General features: G+C 55.2%; 14 protein-coding genes. 5 read left to right on the forward strand and 9 right to left on the reverse strand.

Annotated features, from left to right (window positions below; all coding sequences use genetic code 11):
* Positions 1–424 precede the first annotated feature (424 nt).
* From QMP16_RS09405 to QMP16_RS09415, 3 genes are read right to left on the reverse strand one after another with little or no spacing between them, the layout of a single operon-like run.
* Positions 425–2233 (reverse strand): metallophosphoesterase family protein, encoded by a 1809-nt coding sequence (locus QMP16_RS09405; RefSeq protein ID WP_282152154.1) that lies wholly within the window; start codon positions 2231–2233, stop codon positions 425–427.
* Between the two features lie 3 nt (positions 2234–2236).
* Positions 2237–3742 carry a tripartite tricarboxylate transporter permease gene (locus QMP16_RS09410; RefSeq protein WP_282152155.1) on the reverse strand — a complete coding sequence of 502 codons (1506 nt, stop codon included), beginning with the start codon at positions 3740–3742 and terminating at the stop codon, positions 2237–2239.
* A gap of 16 nt (positions 3743–3758) precedes the next feature.
* Entirely contained in the window at positions 3759–4265 is a 507-nt protein-coding gene (locus QMP16_RS09415) for a tripartite tricarboxylate transporter TctB family protein (RefSeq protein WP_282152156.1), read from the reverse strand.
* 223 nt (positions 4266–4488) lie between these two features.
* On the opposite strand from QMP16_RS09415, the gene QMP16_RS09420 reads away from it, so the two are divergent.
* Together QMP16_RS09420 and QMP16_RS09425 are read left to right on the forward strand one after the other, a co-directional pair.
* Positions 4489–5466, forward strand: coding sequence for a Bug family tripartite tricarboxylate transporter substrate binding protein (locus QMP16_RS09420; protein ID WP_282152157.1), 978 nt, complete (start codon positions 4489–4491; stop codon positions 5464–5466).
* A gap of 92 nt (positions 5467–5558) precedes the next feature.
* On the forward strand, positions 5559–6491 hold the full coding sequence (locus QMP16_RS09425; RefSeq protein ID WP_282152158.1) for an AEC family transporter: 933 nt from the start codon (positions 5559–5561) through the stop codon (positions 6489–6491).
* A gap of 53 nt (positions 6492–6544) precedes the next feature.
* Here the strand turns inward: QMP16_RS09425 and betC are convergent, their stop codons facing one another.
* The gene (gene betC / locus QMP16_RS09430) at positions 6545–8089 is read right to left on the reverse strand and encodes a choline-sulfatase (protein ID WP_282152159.1); all 1545 of its coding nucleotides are present in this window, start codon (positions 8087–8089) and stop codon (positions 6545–6547) included.
* Between the two features lie 328 nt (positions 8090–8417).
* Between betC and QMP16_RS09435 the strand changes: the two genes are divergently transcribed.
* On the forward strand, positions 8418–9638 hold the full coding sequence (locus tag QMP16_RS09435) for an ROK family transcriptional regulator (RefSeq protein ID WP_282152160.1): 1221 nt from the start codon (positions 8418–8420) through the stop codon (positions 9636–9638).
* A 20-nt stretch (positions 9639–9658) separates the two neighbouring features.
* Here the strand turns inward: QMP16_RS09435 and QMP16_RS09440 are convergent, their stop codons facing one another.
* From QMP16_RS09440 to QMP16_RS09455, 4 genes are read right to left on the reverse strand one after another with little or no spacing between them, the layout of a single operon-like run.
* Positions 9659–11521: an SLC13 family permease gene (locus QMP16_RS09440; RefSeq protein WP_282152161.1), complete on the reverse strand. Its 1863-nt coding sequence runs from the start codon at positions 11519–11521 to the stop codon at positions 9659–9661.
* A gap of 15 nt (positions 11522–11536) precedes the next feature.
* Complete coding sequence (locus QMP16_RS09445; RefSeq protein ID WP_282152162.1) at positions 11537–11842, reverse strand: hypothetical protein; 306 nt, start codon at positions 11840–11842, stop codon at positions 11537–11539.
* Between the two features lie 59 nt (positions 11843–11901).
* Positions 11902–13683, reverse strand: coding sequence for a sulfoacetaldehyde acetyltransferase (xsc, locus tag QMP16_RS09450; RefSeq protein ID WP_282152163.1), 1782 nt, complete (start codon positions 13681–13683; stop codon positions 11902–11904).
* Positions 13684–13736: 53 nt separating this feature from the next.
* Positions 13737–15341 carry a GMC family oxidoreductase gene (locus QMP16_RS09455; protein ID WP_282152164.1) on the reverse strand — a complete coding sequence of 535 codons (1605 nt, stop codon included), beginning with the start codon at positions 15339–15341 and terminating at the stop codon, positions 13737–13739.
* Positions 15342–16455: 1114 nt separating this feature from the next.
* Between QMP16_RS09455 and QMP16_RS09460 the strand changes: the two genes are divergently transcribed.
* Both QMP16_RS09460 and QMP16_RS09465 read left to right on the forward strand, forming a co-directional pair.
* Entirely contained in the window at positions 16456–16890 is a 435-nt protein-coding gene (locus QMP16_RS09460; protein ID WP_282152165.1) for a hypothetical protein, read from the forward strand.
* Positions 16891–17194: 304 nt separating this feature from the next.
* A complete protein-coding gene (locus QMP16_RS09465) occupies positions 17195–17848 on the forward strand; it encodes a YrbL family protein (RefSeq protein WP_282152166.1) in 654 nt (217 codons plus the stop codon).
* 41 nt (positions 17849–17889) lie between these two features.
* On the opposite strand, the gene QMP16_RS09470 is transcribed toward QMP16_RS09465, so the two are convergent.
* Positions 17890–18495 (reverse strand): YrbL family protein, encoded by a 606-nt coding sequence (locus QMP16_RS09470; RefSeq protein ID WP_282152167.1) that lies wholly within the window; start codon positions 18493–18495, stop codon positions 17890–17892.
* Positions 18496–18823 lie beyond the last annotated feature (328 nt).

The raw sequence follows: 18823 nt of genomic DNA on the forward strand, positions 1-18823 counted from the left end.
GATGTAGCGGTACCAAGTTCTACGAACCTACCGTTCTCAAACAAGAAACGGGCGTCCGTTGGGAAACTCTGGGTGCCCCCGGCAATACGCTTTCCTGCTTACAGAGTTGCCAAAGATGCAAAAACTGCAAAATTCTTCATTTTCCCTCCCCGATTGTCTCTTTTTAGCGGCGTTGCAGCTGCGCTGCTCTTTTAATCGCCTACGATCCACAGCCTCCACTGGTCCCGAAAGAAAAGACAATTGTTGTGTGCAAGGACGATTGAAAAAAAACGCGCAAAACCAGGACCGACAATGACAAACCCACAGACTCTCTCTGTCAAACGATGATTCAAGAAAACCTTTTACCAAATTCACGGCTCGTTTTTGACCTCAGAGCCAGAACATAACCCGCAAAGGTCAGCTCAAATGCTTCTCAACAGATCTGTCATTGTTCCGAACCTGACCGCATCTTGTGATGGGCGGCAATGCGGCGGGATACATCTGTCGGATTGCAACAGGGATCAATCGCGCCAACTCTTGCGAAGTAACCGCGATCCACATCCGCAAGCGTGTCGCAATACACCCGTAGCGATGAAGGCCGTTCAGAAAACGCCAACACCTGTTCGATACGTCCAAGCAGGTTCTTCCGGTCCGTCGCAGGTTCGGCCGGGTTCGCGGCACCGCATTTGAAATGTACCGAGGCTTGCAAGCCGCGTGCCGATGCGGCTGCATTGATCTCGGCCAAGCCAGATGGCACATCCTGATCAGAACCAAGACGGAAAACAGCCCCCGATATTCCCTTGTCCCGATGGTCGGCTAATGTGTCCAGCATACCGATATCTGATGCGGAAAAACCGTGATTGATCACATGGTAATACACTGATCCAGCCGCCAGATCGTCTTTGGACCTCATCCGGGACAGATAAATCGGCAACCCTGTGAACGCTTGCGCAACCGAAATGGCAGGTAGGCAGTCTTCAAACCGACCCCAATCGATGGTGATTTCCCAGCCTGTAAGGACCCCGTACAACGATTGGGCCAACCCAATATCGGCCTCCGTCGGGGCACCAAAGCTGAACAAAGTCGGGCGGATACCCAAACCGTGCAGCGCCCGCAGCCTGTCGACGCGATCGGGGCGTCGGATGTCGGACAAGGGTATTCTGATATCGCGGATACCCATCTCAATCAGGGCCAGCAGCGGATAGTCATTACGGGCCAGTTTTCGGTCGAACTCATCCAACCCGCCGGACGGGGCGATTTCGCTGATTTCAGCCCAGTTGGCCCGCAGGTCGAAACCGATGAGTGGACACGTGTTTTCCAATGGGGTTGGCCCTGCCGGACATGCCAGTGCAGCCTCTTGTTCGACCCCCTGCTCTGACCCCTGCGTTCTGACGACCTGAACCGTATGCCCATTTTCGTAGATGTTGACGATAAAATAGCCAAGCTTTCCCTGGTCATTCCGGCCATACTCGCTACCTTCCGGCGGCGCGGCGCGCAGCATTTCACTGTAGTCCTGCCGCACGAAACTAGTTGCCGGGGCAAGGTAATAGTCAGTCCCCAAAACGCGGTCGTACCAGAAGTTATGGGCATGACCGCAGAACATCAGATCCACTTTGTGTGTCTTGAGCAATCCAAGCAGCCACTCACGGCCCGGAGGATCTGTGTTGTCGTAATGCGGGTCCTCATCTGGTGTGCAGATATAGGCCGGATGATGATAGGCTAAGACAATGCGCCCGGTTGCCTGTTTCAACGTGGTCTCAACCCATAGGCGCTGCTCTGCTTCCTCGGGCAGGCCCGAATTTAGCAGTTGGGCATTGAACATCACAAATGTGATGCCTTTATGGATAGTGCTTTGGTATTGTGGCCCGAACTCCTGCGTCCAGGCCGCGATCATCGGCGGCGTGGTCGGAGCGGCAGGGGCACCCGATACGGGTGTATCCCCGATATCGTGGTTTCCCGGTGTGAAATAGATCGGCACCGAAAGGTCCGAAGCTATCCTGCGAAATGCCTCGGCGGCCTGACTGTATATCGGTCCTGCTTCGGGAACGGGGTGCACCAGGTCCCCCAGATGCAGAACAAAGTCGATGTCACGTTGGTTGAGGTCGGACACCACGTGCCGGAACCTGCGATTTGCGCGCGCGTTTACTGGGAAGGGTGAATTGCAGCTATCTTCATCGACATTGACATGTGTATCAGAGATCACAGCGAACGAAAAAACCCGCTCGCCGTGATGTGCTTTTTGTAAAGCGTCCATCGCTCAGCCGCCTGTGGTCAAGACCGATGCCTTGCCGGTGCGTGCCGCCTCGATCCGACTGCGGATCAGGACAAATACCGACAGTGCAGTCAGACCCCAGAAGACAATACAGATCGCATTACGGAAGAAGATCGTCGGATCACCATCTGAGATCAAAAGCGATTGTCGGAAGTTGTCTTCAAGCAACGGCCCCAGCACAAAGGCTATGAGGAAGGGTGCTACTGGAACATCCAGCTTAAGCATCAGATACCCGACCAGTCCCATCGACAGCATGATGAAGACATCAAACAGTGTGTTGTTCACCGCATAGGCGCCGTAGACACACAGTACGAAAACGATGGGGTACAGAATTCTGTTCGGCACCGTAGCGACCCGGCTGAAAAACTTGATCGCGACTTTGCCGACCACAAACAAGTAGGCCGAGCTGAGCAGGATACCCATGAACAAGGCGTAGATCATTGGCAGGTTCTGGTCGAACATCAGCGGACCAGGGCGCAAGCCATGGATCATGAACGCACCCAGAATAACCGCCGTAATCACATCGCCCGGGACACCCAGAGCAAGCAACGGGATCATGGTTGCACCGGCAACCCCGTTGTTGCCCGCCTCAGCGGCGGCAATGCCCTCGATTTCGCCCTTACCGAAGTTTTCCGGGTTCTTCGAGTTCCGGCGCGCCTCGGAATAGGACAGGAACGCTGCTGGCGCACCCCCGATCCCGGGAATTGCACCCAGGATGACGCCAAAGATACTGCCGCGCACAACTGATTTCAGCACGCGCTTGAAGTCGGCAAAGGTCGCGCCGGTGCCCAATTCCTGCTTGGACGCTCCGGGCGGACGCGCACGTCGCGTCGCACGGTCGATGATTTCGGGCAAGGCAAAAAGACCGATCAGAACCGGAATAAAGCTCAGGCCGCTCATCAGACGATAATCGCCAAAGACGAAACGTTCCGTGCCGTAGATTAAATCCAGACCGACAGTCGCCAAGATCAGGCCAAGCGACGCGGATACGATGCCTTTTGACAGGCTGGGACCTGATACACCGGCGATGATTGTCAGAGAAAAGACAATCAGCGTGAAGAATTCTGGCGGACCAAACCGCAGCGCAAAGCTGGCCAGAACGCCAGCAAACAAGATCAGCGCGACGTTTGAGATCAGGTCTGCCACACAGGACGAGTACAGGGCGATGTCCAATGCCTTACGCGCTTGCCCTTTCTGTGTCAGCGGATAGCCGTCCAAAACGGTACAGGATGCCGCCGGCGTCCCCGGCGTCTTGATCAGGATCGCGGTCAGAGAGCCACCATAAAGGCCGCCCTTATATACACCCAGCAACAGCAAGATACCCGCCACCGGAGGCATGCTGAACGTAAAGGGAAGCGCCAGCGCCACGCCCATTGGCGTGGTCATGCCGGGGATTGCACCAATCACCGTCCCAATCGCAACACCGATGCCTACGACAAGAATGTTTTGAAGGCTGAAGAAAATCGAAAAGGCTTCGAGAATGATATCCATAGGTTACGACTCCTTTTCACCCAAACATGCCAAGCGGAATTGGAACGTTGGCGACATAGCGAAAGAACAAATACAGCAACACCGGCACCCCGACGCTCAGACAGGCGATCATCACGTATTTGCGTTCGCCAAAAAACAGCATCATCGCGGCAATCAGAAACACCGACGTCACCACCATGCCAAGGGTTGTCAGGCTGAAATAGAAGCCGAACAAGACAACAATCAAAACAAGTGTGCGCAATACCGCCGGGAGTGTGGCCAACTTGTATTGGGCCGCTGCCTCGGCATCTTCCTCATCATCAGCCGGGGGCTGTTGCAGAAAAATGCTTTCCAAAATCAGGGCCACTGATGCGAGCACTGCCCCCCAGGCGATTATTCTTGGCCAGAAATCCGGAGACAACGCCGATATCTTCACGCTTCCCGGCACCGCAACGCCTTTTGGAATAAACAAGAATATCGCCGCAAGCCCCACCGCGCAAAAAATGACCCCGGCCAAAAGGTCTTTGCTTTTGGTGAATTGCATTTCGTTTCCTCCATGGATGGCCATCATCTGCGCAGTCCGCAAAGACACATCACCTTTGACTTTCGCCTCCGCGTTGACATCCAGAACCGCACCTCACCCAAACCCTCCGACGGCAGGATGCGCTTCACTAAATAGTTGCCAACGGTAAGTAAATAACATATGGTTTTGATAAGGGCAATAAAAAAAACACGTCCAAACAAACCTAGTTAAGGGAGGTAACCTTATGGTTTTTTTCAATAAAATAGCTGCAGCCGCCGGATTCGCTGTGGCGCTTACCGCATCTGCGGCGGTGGCGGAGTATCCATCCAAGCCCGTTACGCTGGTTGTTCCATACGGCCCAGGCGGCGCAGCTGATCTGGCGGCCCGCATCATCGGCGCCGAGGCCCCGGAATACCTGGGCGGCAATGTGCTTGTGGTTAACCAGGCCGGCGCCGGTGGCGTCACTGGCTCGACCATGGTGGCCAAGGGAAACCCTGACGGGCACACCCTGTTGATGTCACGCGTTGGCTCGCAGGCTACGGTGCCCGCCATGAACACCACCATTCCCTACACGTGGGACGAGTTCACCTTTTTGGGGCTGGTGGAAACCAACCCCTTTGTGATCGCAGTTGGCGCGGATTCCAAATACCAGTCCTTCGAAGATTTGGCCAACGCGATCCAAAGCGGTGAACGTCTGACCTATTCCTCCGCTGGCGTCGGAACATTGCTGCACATGGCTGTTTTGATCCTGCTGGATGATCTGGGCGTCGATCCCGAAGCGTTGATCCACGTGCCCTTCAAAGGGGGCGGTGCAGCAACCACAGGTGTTGTCAGCGGAAATGCCGACTTCATCTTCCACAACCTCTCAGGTCTGATCGGTCCGATCGAAAGTGGTCAGCTTCGCCCCCTGCTGACCAGCACGACCGAACGCGTACCATCTCTGCCCGACACGCCGACCGCCGCAGAGGCCGGTCACCCGGCGCTTGAAGCGGTGGTAGGCTGGTCCGGCGTCTGGGGTCCGAAAGACATGCCGCAGGAAGCTGCGGACAAGTGGATCGCAGTTCTGGAAAACCTGTCCACTGATGAAAGTTGGATCGCATCCACAGAAAAGCTGGGCTCAATCCCGCAGGTCATGTCTCCCGAGGACACCAAGATCTTTGTCGAAGCCCAGTATAACAAATTCCGCGAAGTGGCGGACAAGTTGGGAATGGTTGTGCGCTAACGCCACTCGGTAACCGATGAAGACAAAATGGGCCTCTCAGTTTAGCCGGGGGGCCTTTTTTCTCGGAGAGTTTTCACTCGGGGGTGCGCATAATGACAGCCACAATCATTCAGGCAATCTTGCCGTTGTGGGGCTATCTGATCGCTGGCTACCTGCTGCGCCGGGCCATCCCACGATCGCAGGTTTTCTGGCGCTGGCTGAACCAGATAAGCTATCTGGTGCTGTTGCCGTTGACCATCTTCGCCCTGCTTGTCGGGGCTGGAACGCTGGCCGCCCTATCGCTCAAGCTGGGCTTGGTTCTGTTTGCTGCCCATCTGATCCTGTTCACGGCGCTTACTCTGTTCTACTGGGGCATTTCCGCCCTGCGCCAAAATACAGATGCCTATAGCAGCATGGTGCAGACTGCCACCCGTCTGAACGTACCTGCTGGGGTGCTGCTCACTACCACTCTGGTCGGAGTATCAGCGGATGCGGCAGTGGGAACGATCATTATCGCAACCGTACCTCTGATCAATTTTGCCAATGTTCTGATGGTTGTGATCTGCCATCGGCCGCCGCATTCCTCAATCCTGACCATCGCGCGCATGACCGCGTTCAACCCGTTGGTCATCGCCTGCACCGCAGGGCTGGGGTGCCTTCTATTCCGCGTAGACTTTCCGGCAGCCCCGGCCGAGCTACTAACCATCATCGCCCAGATCGGACCCCCAGCAATGCTGGTGGGGATCGGGGCATCGTTGGACGGGCTGCGAATGCAAGGGCAGATGCGCTTTGTTGTGGCCGCCAATTTGGCCAAGTTGTTCGCACTGCCAATGTTGGTTCTGGCATTGGGGTGGATGGTGGGGTTGGGACCACTGCACTTGTTAGTTGCCGTGATCTTTGCTGCCCTGCCAACCGCACCTAACGGCCTTGTGCTGGCGTTGCAGTTTGGCGGGGACATCCGAACCTATTCCGCAGCCCTGCTGTGGCAGACGGTGGCGGCAATCGCAACGCTACCATTCTGGATCTGGCTTGCCACTGCTGCCTGAAGACAAAGAAGCGGCCCGCGCAAACGGGCCGCAGACACAAAGCCGAACCAGGATCAGACCAGATCAGGCTTTGCCGGAGGAACATAAGGAAGCCGCGCCTTGGCTTTGGTATCAGCGGCACCCGCGTTTCGGATGTAACGATTGTCATCGTCGGCCCGAACGATATTGACCCAAGTTGGGCTGCCACCGGTGGCGCGATGAATCATCAGACGGCGCTGCTGATCCAGTGCGATTTCCTTGGACAGTGCCTCTGGGTCCCAGTTGCGCATTGCGATTTCACGCAGCTCGGCCAGGGCTTCGGCATGGGCAGGATCGTCGATCAGATTGTTCAACTCATTGGGGTCGGCATCGATATCATAAAGCAGCTCGTCCACACCTTCGAGATACATGTATTTCAGCGGCCCTTTCTTCACCATACGACTGACACCAGTCGACCCATCCGCAGCGAATTCAGAGATACAGATGTCATCCATCCCGGAGGTATCGCCGTTCAATGCAGGCACCAGCGATTCACCATCGATACCGCCACCTGCATAATCATCGAACGGCTTGCCCGCAGCCAGATCCAACAATGTGGGCATCAAATCGATCAGCGAGGCATTTTGTTTTACGCGCCCCGGCTTGAAACGGTTGGGCGCATGAACAACGAACGGTATCTTCGCGGCCCACTCAAAGAAGTGCTGTTTGAACCACATGCCACGCTCACCCATCATGTCGCCGTGATCGGCGGTCAGGATGATGATTGTGTTGTCGGCCAGCCCACATTTATCAATCGTTTCGCGCAGCTGAGCCACCTTATCGTCGACATATGAAATCATGCCGTAATAGCCATGTCGCGCGATCCGGCGGTTTTCCGGGGTCACCGTGAATTCGTGGCGGCCCTGACAATAATGAAGGTTCCGGCTGAGGTGATCTTTCTCATCCAACGGAATCTCATCGACCGCCGGATATTCGATCTCATCGTGGTCGTAACGGTCCCAATAATCCTGAGAGATGACGTAAGGAGAATGCGGTTCCGTAAAGGAAACGGTCAGATACCAAGGCTTACCGTCACCCTTGCGTGCCAGATCGTAAATCGCCTGCACGCCGTTATAAGCGACCTCGTCATCGTAATCCATCTGCATGGTTCGAATCGCGGGGCCACTTTCCAGGATCGGCGCCATGGTCAGGTTGGTCGGGCGATACTCGCGCCCCTTTGTCCAGTCGACTGTCCAGGCAAAATTGGCAGGGTAAATCTCGGTCGTGTGCCGCTTTTCATAGCCATGAAACTGATCAGCACCGACAAAATGCATCTTGCCGCTCATCTCGACATGATAGCCTAGCGACCGCAAGTAATGCGCAAATGTGGGAATCGATGACTGGAACTCGCTGGCATTGTCATACATGCGGATGTTGAACGGCAATCGTCCCGCATGCATCGATGCGCGTGACGGCCCGCACATGGGTAAGTTGCAATAAAAGTTTTCGAAAACAACGCCCTCTTCAGCCAGACGCGCCATATGCGGGGCCTTTACAGTTTTGTTTCCCTGAAAAGGCATGGCCGGCCCGGCCATCTGATCCGCCTGGATAAATAAAATATTCGGTTGTTTAGTCGCCATTGTCTTGCCTCGTTCAGCTTCCAGTCCCGAAGTTTGCCTCAGCCCAATTCGCAGGAGGTATATCGCCGGAATTGCACCAGATCAGGCCGGCACTATTCGCGGATATTAAGTAAGTGGGCAGCAATAAATTCGAGCCAACAGTAGGGTATCTTGCTGTGTTCCCCGCCAAAAATGGCCCTTTTGCCGCCTCAAGTCCTTGCGACTAAAGGTCAATCTTACGAAACAGATTATCTTTGCACTTACGTTCAGTCAATATTTAATTACCGTCTTTAATTAATTATAAAGCGGTTAGAATACATTGCAAGAATTGAATTGTAGGAGAGCGGCTGTGCAGGATGGCAAGCCCCAAGAACACGGTCAGCCCGAAAAGGGTACAGCGGCCTTGCGGCGACATAACAGGGAATGGCTGGTCAGCCTCATTGCCCGCAGCGGGCCAGTGACGCGTGGAACACTCGCAGGTCTAACCGGCCTGACAGGCGCGGCAATTTCCCGAATAACGCGCGAACTCATCGACTCCAAGCTAGTCAGGGAAGGAGATCCTATCGCCGTACCCGGTCGGGTTGGACGAAGGGAATACAACCTGTCGATCAATCCCACTGGGGCATTTTTTCTGGGCATTTCGCTGACCGCCAACCGACGCAGTGTAAGCCTGGCAAACGCTGATGGCGAAGTTTTGCGGGCAGCGGATTGCAGCGACATACCCATAGATGATCCGCTGGCCTTTCTTGCCGAACTCGGAAACCGGGCCAAGACGCTGGCCTTTGACGAAGCGATGGAACGTGATCGCCTTTTGGGTGTCGGGGTTTCTTTTGCCATGTCAGCAGGTCCCGACAGCAGCTCGGGTAACGGCCTCGTCAGTTCAGAACCTTTGGGGTGGAAAGACGTCCCCGTACGCGACACGCTTTCGCAGTCGCTGAATTTGCCAGTGCAGGTAGAACATCGCGCAAGTGCTATTTTGTGCGGCGAACTTCTTGGGGGGAAAGATTTAATTAGCGTCTATCTGATAAACGCAGCCCTTGGCCTGGGCAACAGCGCCTATTTCGATGGTAGATTCCTGACCACGACGGATCGCGGCTTTGGGGATCTGTCACATTATTCGACATCGCATTCGGACAAACTTTGCACATGTGGCCGTACCGGTTGTATGGAAGTTGCCGCCTCGGGCAAAGCCATCCTGAACGCGCTCGGGTCCGAGTTTGCACCTTCAGAACGCGTTGCGACGCGCTTGGCAAAAGCAATAGAAGCAGCGAACTCCAGTGACCCAAATGTTCGCGCCCGCTTTCGCGATGCCGGCACGCAACTGTCCTATGGCGTTGATGCAATCCTAGCTCTATTCGATCCCGATTGCGTCATTATCGCCGGAGAGCTTGGGCGCCAGACTGACTATTACCAAGGCCTAGTCGACGGTCTGGAAAAAATCGGACGACCCAATGCCCGTGACATCATCATGCAAAGCTCGATAACCTCGGAAGAGGCCGCCGTCAGCGTGGCGCTGCAGAATTTCCTCTATTCAGGAAGCCTGATCGGTACATTGACGCATGCCCTATAAGCAACCAACTGGCCTGAACTTCAGAAAAACAGGTTCAGCGCAGCGATAGAAACGATCAGAAACAGGATGGTCATGACGCCGCCAGCGCGCACAAAATCAACGACACGGTAACCGCCCGGCCCCATCAAAAGCGCATTGACCTGATGGGTCGGGATCAGGAACGAATTCGAGGTGGCAATCGCCACAGTCAGCGCAAAAATTGCCGGATCAGCCCCGGCCCCCAGCGCAATATTGACGGCCAATGGCACCAGCAGGACCGTGGCACCGACATTTGACATCACCAGCGTGAAAAAGGTCGCAAGCGCCGCCACGCTGGCTTGAATGACCCAGACCGGCATGCCGTCCAGAACTACCAGCACCTGATCAGCGATCCAGGCTGCCGTCCCCGAGGATTGCACCGCCTGTCCCAGTGGAATGAGACTGGCTAACAGAAAAACCGTCGTCCAACTGACGGCGTTATAGGCCTCATCCATCGACAGGACACGGCTGACGACCATGCCCATCGCACCAACCAGAAGGCACAGCGAGAGACGCAAGTCGGAAAACAGGATCAGCGACACCGCAATAACAAAGAACAACAAGGCCCAGCCGATCTTTTTCGGGCGCAGATCCTCATGGGGGAAATCGGTGGTGACCACAACGAAATCGCGGTCTTTCTCAAGCCGCGCCAGTGCTTCCCAAGCAGTGTGGCAGACCAGGGTATCACCGGCCTGATACGGGATCTCGCCCAGATCTTCCTGGTCTCGCGACAACGTATCGCCACCGCGGTATATCGCCAGAGGTGACAGGCCATAAACTTTTCTCAGCCACAGCCCCCTGCCCGTTTGGCCAATCAGACCAGAGCCGGGCGGGATCACCACCTCGGCGATACCTGCCTTTCCTGCTCCCAACGTTTCGACAAATTCATCCAGCTCCGAACTTTCGGTCAGCCCGTATTCATCCAGAAACGCGGTTACGGCCTCTTCCGCTGCGATCACGGCGATTGTGGCGGGTGCGACCAATTCAGTGTCACGCGGCGGAGCAGGATAAGTGCGCCCCTGATAGTGTGTGGCAATGATTTGCAGGTGATACTTGCGCTGGACCTCGTCGATACTGTGGCCCACAAGCGGGCTGCCTTCGGGGATGCGTATCTCGTGGATCTGGCCATCCAGCCCGTAGGTGCCGTTGACATAGTCCAGCATTGAGCTGCCCGCTGGTCCGTCTGTTAAATTGGTGCTCGGCAGAACGAACCGGCCAAAAATGATAAAATACATCAAGCCGGTCGCCAAAAGACACAGGCCGATCGGGGTTACAGAAAACAGTGAAAAGGTGGTGATCTGCGCTTCAGCTGGCAGGGTGCCGTTGATCGACTGGATCAAATCGTTCAGCAGGATCAAGGGGGACGAGCCCACCATGGTCATTGTTCCACCCAAAATGGCACAGAACCCCATTGGCATCAGCAGCCGCGACATCGGAAACCCAGTGCGGGTTGAGATGCGGCTGACCACCGGCAAAAACAGAGCCGCTGCGCCAACATTCTGCATAAAGCTGGAAATCACCCCAACCGCACCCGAGATCATCAGGATCAATCGGTTCTCGGTCCCACCTCCGACCCGCGTGATCCAGGCTGCGACGGTCGACATCACGCCCGTTCGGTCAAGCCCTGCGCCGATAATCATGACTGCGATGATCGAAATCACTGCGTTACTGGCGAAGCCGTCAAACAGGCTGCGCACATCAATCAGGTTTTCAAGTCCCGGCACTGCCGTCAGCAACCCTAAGGTGACCATGACCAGCACTGCCGCGATATCGACGCAGACAATTTCGGAAATAAAAAGCCCGATCGTCGCCGCCAGCAGCAACAATACGACAACCATCTCAAATGTAAGCCCCAGCGCGTCCATGCCTCACCTCATTTATTAATATCCGTACGTGATATTGAGCCCGGGCCCGCCCGTAGCAGAGCTGACTGACACTCTCAGCCCCGCTTCCATCACCGCACGCGCAGCGGCCGCACAAACGCCTGGATGCTGGCGCAGGGCACAATAGCCCTCGGCATAGGCGTTCAGGGCTGGTGAGACACACGGGTTGTAAACCTCAATCCCCTCGTCAATGGCCCTGCCGGTTTCCGCACGGATTTTGCCCGCGCAACGGACGAGCATGATACGGATATGCCCGTCCTTGGCGGAGCGCGATGTTTCGCAGATTTGATCAATCAAAGACATAGTCTATCCCAGTCGGTCAGGGACAGGGCGGCGCATGGCCGCCCAGCTCTGGTGAGTGGTCACAGCCGAGGCTGCTGGGGAATAAGATCATCCTTGTTGATGCCAGCCACCGAGACGGGTTTTTTCATCGCGTCGCGGCGGAATGGCTCGCCCAATTCCTGGTTCAGAACGACCTCGATGAAAGTGGTCACGTTGTCGTTCATCTGCTCTTTGACGGCTGTACGCAGCGCCTCGGTCAGATCGTCCATCGAAGTGATCTGCACGCCCTTCAGTCCGCAACCTTCGGCGATCTTGGCATAGTTCACGTCCAGGTTCAGTTCGGTGCCGACAAAGTTGTCGTCAAACCAAAGCGTCGTATTCCGCTTTTCCGCACCCCATTGATAGTTGCGGAAGATCACCATGGTAATTGGCGGCCAGTCGTCGCGACCACAGGCAGTCATTTCGTTCATAGAGATTCCGAATGCACCGTCACCCGCAAACCCGATAACCGGCGTGTCGGGGTTGCCGATCTTTGCACCCAATATCGAGGGCAGACCATAACCGCACGGACCAAACAGGCCCGGTGCCAGATATTTGCGCCCTTTTTCGAAGGTCGGATAGGCGTTGCCAATGGCGCAATTGTTGCCAATATCCGAGCTGATGATCGCATCCTCGGGCATCGCCGCCTGTATCGCGCGCCAAGCCATACGGGGGCTCATCCGCTCGGGGTCGCGGGCGCGGGCGCGTTCATTCCAGGTAATGCCCGGATCATCTTCCTCATGATCCATTGACGCCAGTTGCTGCGCCCAGGTGGATTTTGCAACGGCAATCGCGTCTTCACGTTCCTTGCGACCAGCGTCGCCTGCGTGTTCGCCCAATTGGTCAAGAATCTGCTCGGCGACCATGCGTGCGTCACCCTGAATGCCCACTGCAACCTTTTTGGTCAAACCGATCCGGTCTGCATTGATATCGACCTGAATGATCCTGGCGTCGTTGGGCCAGTATTCACTCTGATAGGCGGGCAGCGACGAAAACGGGTTAAGCCGTGTGCCAAGGCATAAAACCACATCCGCTTTCGAGATCATCTCCATCCCGGCCTTAGAGCCATTGTAACCCAGCGGGCCGCAGGACAGCGGATGCGAGCCGGGGAAAGCGTCGTTGTGCTGATAGTTGCAACAAACCGGCGCCGAAAGACGCTCGGCCAAACGTGCGCTGGCATCAACGCCGCCGGACAGGATCACGCCCGCACCGTTCAAGATGACAGGGTGTTTGGCGTTGCTAAGCAGGTCCGCTGCCGCGCTTATCGCGTCAGCATCACCGGGCGGATGTTCGATCCGGACCACCTGCGGCAGCTCGATGTCGATGACTTGCGTCCAGTAGTCGCGCGGAATGTTGATCTGCGCCGGGGCCGAGCCGCGGAACGCCTTCAGGATAACCCGATTCAGAACCTCGGCGATCCGGGTTGGATCGCGGACCTCCTCCTGATAGCAGACGGCGTCCTTGAACAAGTTCATCTGCGGCATTTCCTGGAACCCGCCCTGTCCGATGGTTTTGTTGGCCGCCTGGGGCGTGACCAGCAACAGAGGCGTATGGTTCCAGTAGGCGGTCATGATTGGCGTTACCAAGCTGGTGATACCCGGACCATTCTGGGCAATGGCCATGGACATCTTGCCTGTGGTGCGGGTGTAGCCGTCGGCGCTCATCCCGGCGTTGACTTCATGCGCGCAGTCCCAGAACTTTATCCCCGCCGCCGGAAACAGGTCTGAGATGGGCATCATGGCTGACCCGATAATCCCGAACCCATGTTCGATCCCATGCATCTGCAGAACTTTGATAAAAGCCTCTTCAGTCGTCATTTTCATGGCACTGTTCCCTGTTGAGAGTTGAAGTCAGTCTTAAACCCGGCGGTCCGGTATCACCTGTGATCCTCAAGGATCATGTCACTGGCTTTTTCACCGATCATGATGGCCGGAGCGTTGGTATTGCCGCTGACGATCGCGGGCATGATCGAGGCGTCCGCCACCCGAAGCCCGCGTATCCCGTGCATACGCAACCGGTCGTCAACCACGGCTTGTGGATCATTGCCCATGCGGCAGGTGCTGGTGGGGTGATAGATCGTCTGGCTGATATTGCGCGCGGTATCCAGCAGCTCTTCGTCAGTCTGCGGGTTGTTGTTGGGGACATGTTCGCGCACGACAAAGGGCCGCAACGCATCGGTTTTCGTCATGGCCCGTGCAAATTTCACAGCCCGGATCGCGCACAGTTCATCCGCAGGGGCCGATAAGTAGTTGGGCACGATCTTCGGATAATCGGTCGCGTAGGGGCTGGCGATATGAACATGGCCCCGGCTTTCCGGCCGAAGCTGGCAGACAGATGAGGTAATACCCGAGAACGGGTGCATTTCGATCCCAGGCTTGTCCGCACTCAGCGGCTGGAAATGGAATTGGATATCGGGGGTTTCAAGCCCCTCCATCGACTTTGCAAACACCGCCACCTGGCTTGCGCCCAGGCTCATCGGTCCTTTACGGCGGAACATATAGTTCATACCGATCCCAATGCGCGGGATCAGCCGGTTGATCGCGTCATTCAGAGTCGGCACATTGACTTCGTAAACCAGACGAATTTGCAGGTGATCCTGCAATGCCTCACCAACGCCCGGCAACTCGTGGCGCACATCCACGCCAGCTCGGGTCAGAACCTCACCACGACCGATTCCCGAAAGCTCAAGTATTTGCGGCGAACCTATCGCGCCGGCGCTCAATACCACCTCTCCGCCAGGTTTGAGCTGAGCGTGCTGCGGGTGCCCCTTGATGCTATAGCTGACGCCATCAACCCGCTTGGAATCCTCTGCGTCAAAGGTCAGCCCCTCGGTCAGCGCATGGGTTATGATGGTCAGGTTGCTGCGTGATTTCGCCGGTTTCAGAAAGGCACGCGCGCTCGAACATCTAAAGCCGCCTCGCGCAGTCTGATGAAAATACCCCGCACCCTCCTGATCCTGACCATTATAGTCTTCGGTGCGGGGGACGCCCATTTCATTGGCGGCACCAATAAACGCCTCGGCAATGTCGCTTTTGGCGCGAATGCGCGACACCGACAATCCGCCACTGGCGCCGTGCAGATCGGTTTCACCATCCTCATGCTGCTCGGACCGCTTGAACAACGGCAGAACCTCGTCCCAGCCCCAGCCCTTGTTGCCCAATTGGGCCCAATGGTCGTAATCCTGCTTTTGGCCGCGGACATAAAGCAGCCCGTTGATTGAACTTGATCCCCCAAGTGTCTTGCCCCGCGGCCAATCCAAGGAACGGCCGTTCAGTCCTTCGTCAGGTTCGGATTTATAGCACCAGTCTGTGTTGGGGTTGTGCAGCGTTTTGAAGTACCCGACCGGGATATGAATCCATGGGTTGATGTCCTTGCCACCCGCCTCGAGCAGCAACACTCTGTTTTTCGGGTTCTCTGACAATCGGTTGGCCAGAACACAGCCTGCGGAACCCGCCCCGACAACGATGAAGTCATACGACATAAACTGAAACCTCGCCCAAGTTTGCGGCACGGCGCCAATAGGCGCACCATTCTCGCTGCACATGTCCCGGTGAGCGAAGAAATGCACTTTCGTCCAAACTGGAATCACCGCAGATTATATTTGCTTACCGTTGTATATTATTATGAGCTGCGGGATCAATATTTTTTTCAAATAGTCGCAGCTTTGCACTACGGCGTATCTTCTGGAAGGTAAATTCATTTATTTTTTTGATACCTTTCACCTCCGGCATCGGCATCCCACAAATCATCATGTTTACTTACTATACGTAACTTTTTAGAAAAAAGCCTCTCCCGCTGCTTGAATTTCCAACCAACGGCGACACTCCTAGTTTGTGTTGGCAATGAGGATTCTCACCGGGTCGAAAGGTGTTGTCACGTTGACTTTGAGCCCACCAAGGAAATCAGCTGCTTTGATTTCAAGCAGTTCGAAGGGCTGCATTCCGCGCGTCAAATGCCTCGAGGCTGTGATATCGGATTGTTAAGGCAGAGCGACTCCATGTTGATCGATCACACGCTAAAGCCAATATTTATGATCTGGGATTTGACGAAAACCTCATCAAGATGGCAGGCATCCCCAAACTGCCCAGTCGCCGACGAAACCTGAGCGCATTCTTCGAACCGAACTTGACGACCCGGCGCCGGATCGTTTCGTAGGATGCGTCGACCCCGCGCTGCATTACCATGCCCTAAACTTTACGCAGCCTCAAATTGAAGCGAACGAGAAGTCACACTTCGTGAAAATTACTAAAGGTGGACATCGGAGATGCTTGTAGCTCATGGCTGATGAATTCAGCGATGCCACCTACCTCCAAATTTCGGCACGAGCAAACAACGACGGATAACGTGCCAAAACTCATTGGGGCCATTTTTGCCGCTCGAGCATCTATTCAGTCAATGTTGATTTTAAGCGTGCTAAAACCATTCTGAAACGAAGGGAAAGGACCAAACTAAGGACGCTCGAAATGCAGCATTTGCATCACTTCAAATACGCCGCCTAATCAAACCAACCAGATGAGCCCCACGATCGCTACGCGTAAGCTTCATTTGATTTCAATACTCCTGACGACGGACTGCAGCAAGCAAAGCGGCGCGCATTGCCGGATCTTGAAAGCCTGCGCGGCAGGGCCGAAGCGGTGGTCCGGATATTAGTCCTGCTTGGGGGCAGCAACCGCAGCTATCGCTCCGAGATGCTGGATCGGTGGTCAGATATTTTCACTCGGAAAGAGCCCTTTGCCGGTCTATCCGTAGAACGCCGCCAGCATCTGCTGCATGAAAAATCGATTGTGGCAACGCTCGACCCCGATGGCGCAGTAGAGACCCTGCCGGATCTTTTGCCGCAACCCGAAGACCTGGCGCTGGCTGTGGCGATGATCGACCGGATCATCGGTGAGGTCGAGGCCCCAATAGCAGAGCTGAAGGCAATGGCGCGCTATCTGTGTCATGCGTTGAACCAGAAAACCCCAAAGGAGTTTGTCGAAAACCCGGCGAAACGGGAAACTAGGGGCGCGCGAAAGGGTCGCAAGATCTGAAAACTCAGGGCACCGCACCGGTGTTTCCAAGTTGTTTGTCATCGCGCGCAAAGAGTGTCGGATGGTACAGCCAGGTGGTCGGCGTTTAGACATGACCCTTCCAGAGATCAGGCGCATCCGCGGGGGCATAGCGACGGATACTGCGGCGACCCCATAGGTTCCCGGCAACAATCAAGATGGTGACCGCCCCCGTGCAGCTTGAATTCCAAGCATCATGATCGCAATTGTCCCCGGCGTTTAACTTAACAATATCAATGGTCAAAAAACAACTTGCGCTGGTTCGGAATCAACTTAAACAGAAAATATGAAATGCCACCAAAATCCCACTCTGCTTGAACTAGGAAACAGCCCTGTTATCGCGAAGGGAAACAGGCAATTCGTATATGAACACCCATTTGACAAGGGGTTGCTGTTAAAGGTTCCGCAACCTCACACGATGGACGCAGGTTCGAGGCTTGTAACCGACAAGTGGTATGACCGATTGTTTCGCAGAGCTACCGCTTTTAAGGGTTTCATGCGTGAGTTTGATGAAGCCTTTTTTCTGATGGTTCGCCATCAGGAAAATCCGGAAGTGATGCCCGTTTGCAGGGTGTTTGGCACCGCACCGACAGACAAAGGTTTGGCGCTGGTCTATGAACGCATTTCTGATCCGGATGGACAGCTTTCCCCAAGTCTGGGTCAGTTGATTGCCCAAGATCGTCTCACCCCTCAGCATTTGAGCGATCTCAATAAACACTTCGACCAACTGTCAGATGAACGCGTCATCATAAGCAACAAGAACACTGGCAATCTTGTCTATCAAACATGGCCCGACGGATCCGGGCGATGGGTCTGGATTGACAGCTTCGGGTCTAAACAAGTCATTCCTCTGCGAAGATGGGTTCGCAGTTACAATGACCGCAAGCTTGGCCAAGTTAGAAAAAAGTTCTTTGACTTGATAGACGCCGCAAAGGGCTAGTCGTCAGACTAGCCCAGTTGATTGCCGTAGAGAGGGTTCTATCAGCCCAGACCAAATGCCTGGCCCATGCGCGTCCGGCGGCGCTCGATGGATTTGCGGAATGCTAAGTCAGAAACCAGCGTCAGCGGAAACAACACTCTTTCGCCCAAGCCATCGATAACGACCAGTTTTCCATTGCGCTCTTGCGCCCGTACAATGTTTTCAAAACCTAGGTCGCCCACGATAATCCGACCACGTTCAAGGTCGTCCATGAGTTCCATGAATTCACCGTGCAGCTGCTTGCGCTCTGACATGTCATCGCCCAATGCGGCCCGTTCCGACTCCAGCGTTGGCGCCAAATCGCCATCAGGACCGGTCATCTTTTCGACCACCAGTGCTGGTCCTTGAGATGTTGCAGCATACCCCATAAAATCCGCAAGGCGTTCAATCTCGGGGCAGCCTCGTGTCAACGCGGCTAAGTATTCGTTGGCTTCCCGGTTCCACTGACGGAGGTTGCCATAGCGCCTCTCGGCATAACGAGGAATTACGTGGTTACGCACCGGTTCATCCACCCGGACTTTCAACAGCGCGCGCTCAATAAACGGATGCTGATAAATTTCGTAGTTGCGGCTTCTTCGCAATGGCCGAATTTTACTTAAGTCTATCATATTGTTTTGCCGATCCTAATAAAGAAGATCACCGATTACAGCCATCCTCTCAAACCAAGGTCTCCAATTAGTCTTTTTCATGTTTGAGGACAACCAGATGCTGGCCTCGGATGTTTAGGCTCAGGAACTCAGTAACGGAGTCGTTTCAGTCAGGCGATTTCGTGCAAATAAACTGACCCGCCAAGGCGGTAGTTTCAATTTTTTTTTGCCGCCTTGCTTTCAATCTCAACCTTCGGCTGAGATTCTTCGGCTGGCTCTGCTCAATCTAGTGGCAGCAACGCGGATAGGCTGTGTGAAATCTCTCGCTGTTTTGTGGGTATTGTCACGG

It is taken from the genome of Ruegeria atlantica, assembly GCF_947495585.1.
Lineage (GTDB): Bacteria > Pseudomonadota > Alphaproteobacteria > Rhodobacterales > Rhodobacteraceae > Ruegeria > Ruegeria atlantica_G.

Coding starts and splice junctions, on each gene's coding strand:
- QMP16_RS09420 (WP_282152157.1), top strand. CDS start 4,489: ATGGTTTTTTTCAATAAAATAGCTGCAGCCGCCGGATTCGCTGTGGCG.
- QMP16_RS09445 (WP_282152162.1), bottom strand. CDS start 11,842: ATGTCTTTGATTGATCAAATCTGCGAAACATCGCGCTCCGCCAAGGAC.
- QMP16_RS09455 (WP_282152164.1), bottom strand. CDS start 15,341: ATGTCGTATGACTTCATCGTTGTCGGGGCGGGTTCCGCAGGCTGTGTT.
- QMP16_RS09465 (WP_282152166.1), top strand. CDS start 17,195: ATGAAATGCCACCAAAATCCCACTCTGCTTGAACTAGGAAACAGCCCT.
- QMP16_RS09440 (WP_282152161.1), bottom strand. CDS start 11,521: ATGGACGCGCTGGGGCTTACATTTGAGATGGTTGTCGTATTGTTGCTG.
- QMP16_RS09470 (WP_282152167.1), bottom strand. CDS start 18,495: ATGATAGACTTAAGTAAAATTCGGCCATTGCGAAGAAGCCGCAACTAC.
- betC (WP_282152159.1), bottom strand. CDS start 8,089: ATGGCGACTAAACAACCGAATATTTTATTTATCCAGGCGGATCAGATG.
- QMP16_RS09405 (WP_282152154.1), bottom strand. CDS start 2,233: ATGGACGCTTTACAAAAAGCACATCACGGCGAGCGGGTTTTTTCGTTC.
- xsc (WP_282152163.1), bottom strand. CDS start 13,683: ATGAAAATGACGACTGAAGAGGCTTTTATCAAAGTTCTGCAGATGCAT.
- QMP16_RS09410 (WP_282152155.1), bottom strand. CDS start 3,742: ATGGATATCATTCTCGAAGCCTTTTCGATTTTCTTCAGCCTTCAAAAC.
- QMP16_RS09425 (WP_282152158.1), top strand. CDS start 5,559: ATGACAGCCACAATCATTCAGGCAATCTTGCCGTTGTGGGGCTATCTG.
- QMP16_RS09415 (WP_282152156.1), bottom strand. CDS start 4,265: ATGCAATTCACCAAAAGCAAAGACCTTTTGGCCGGGGTCATTTTTTGC.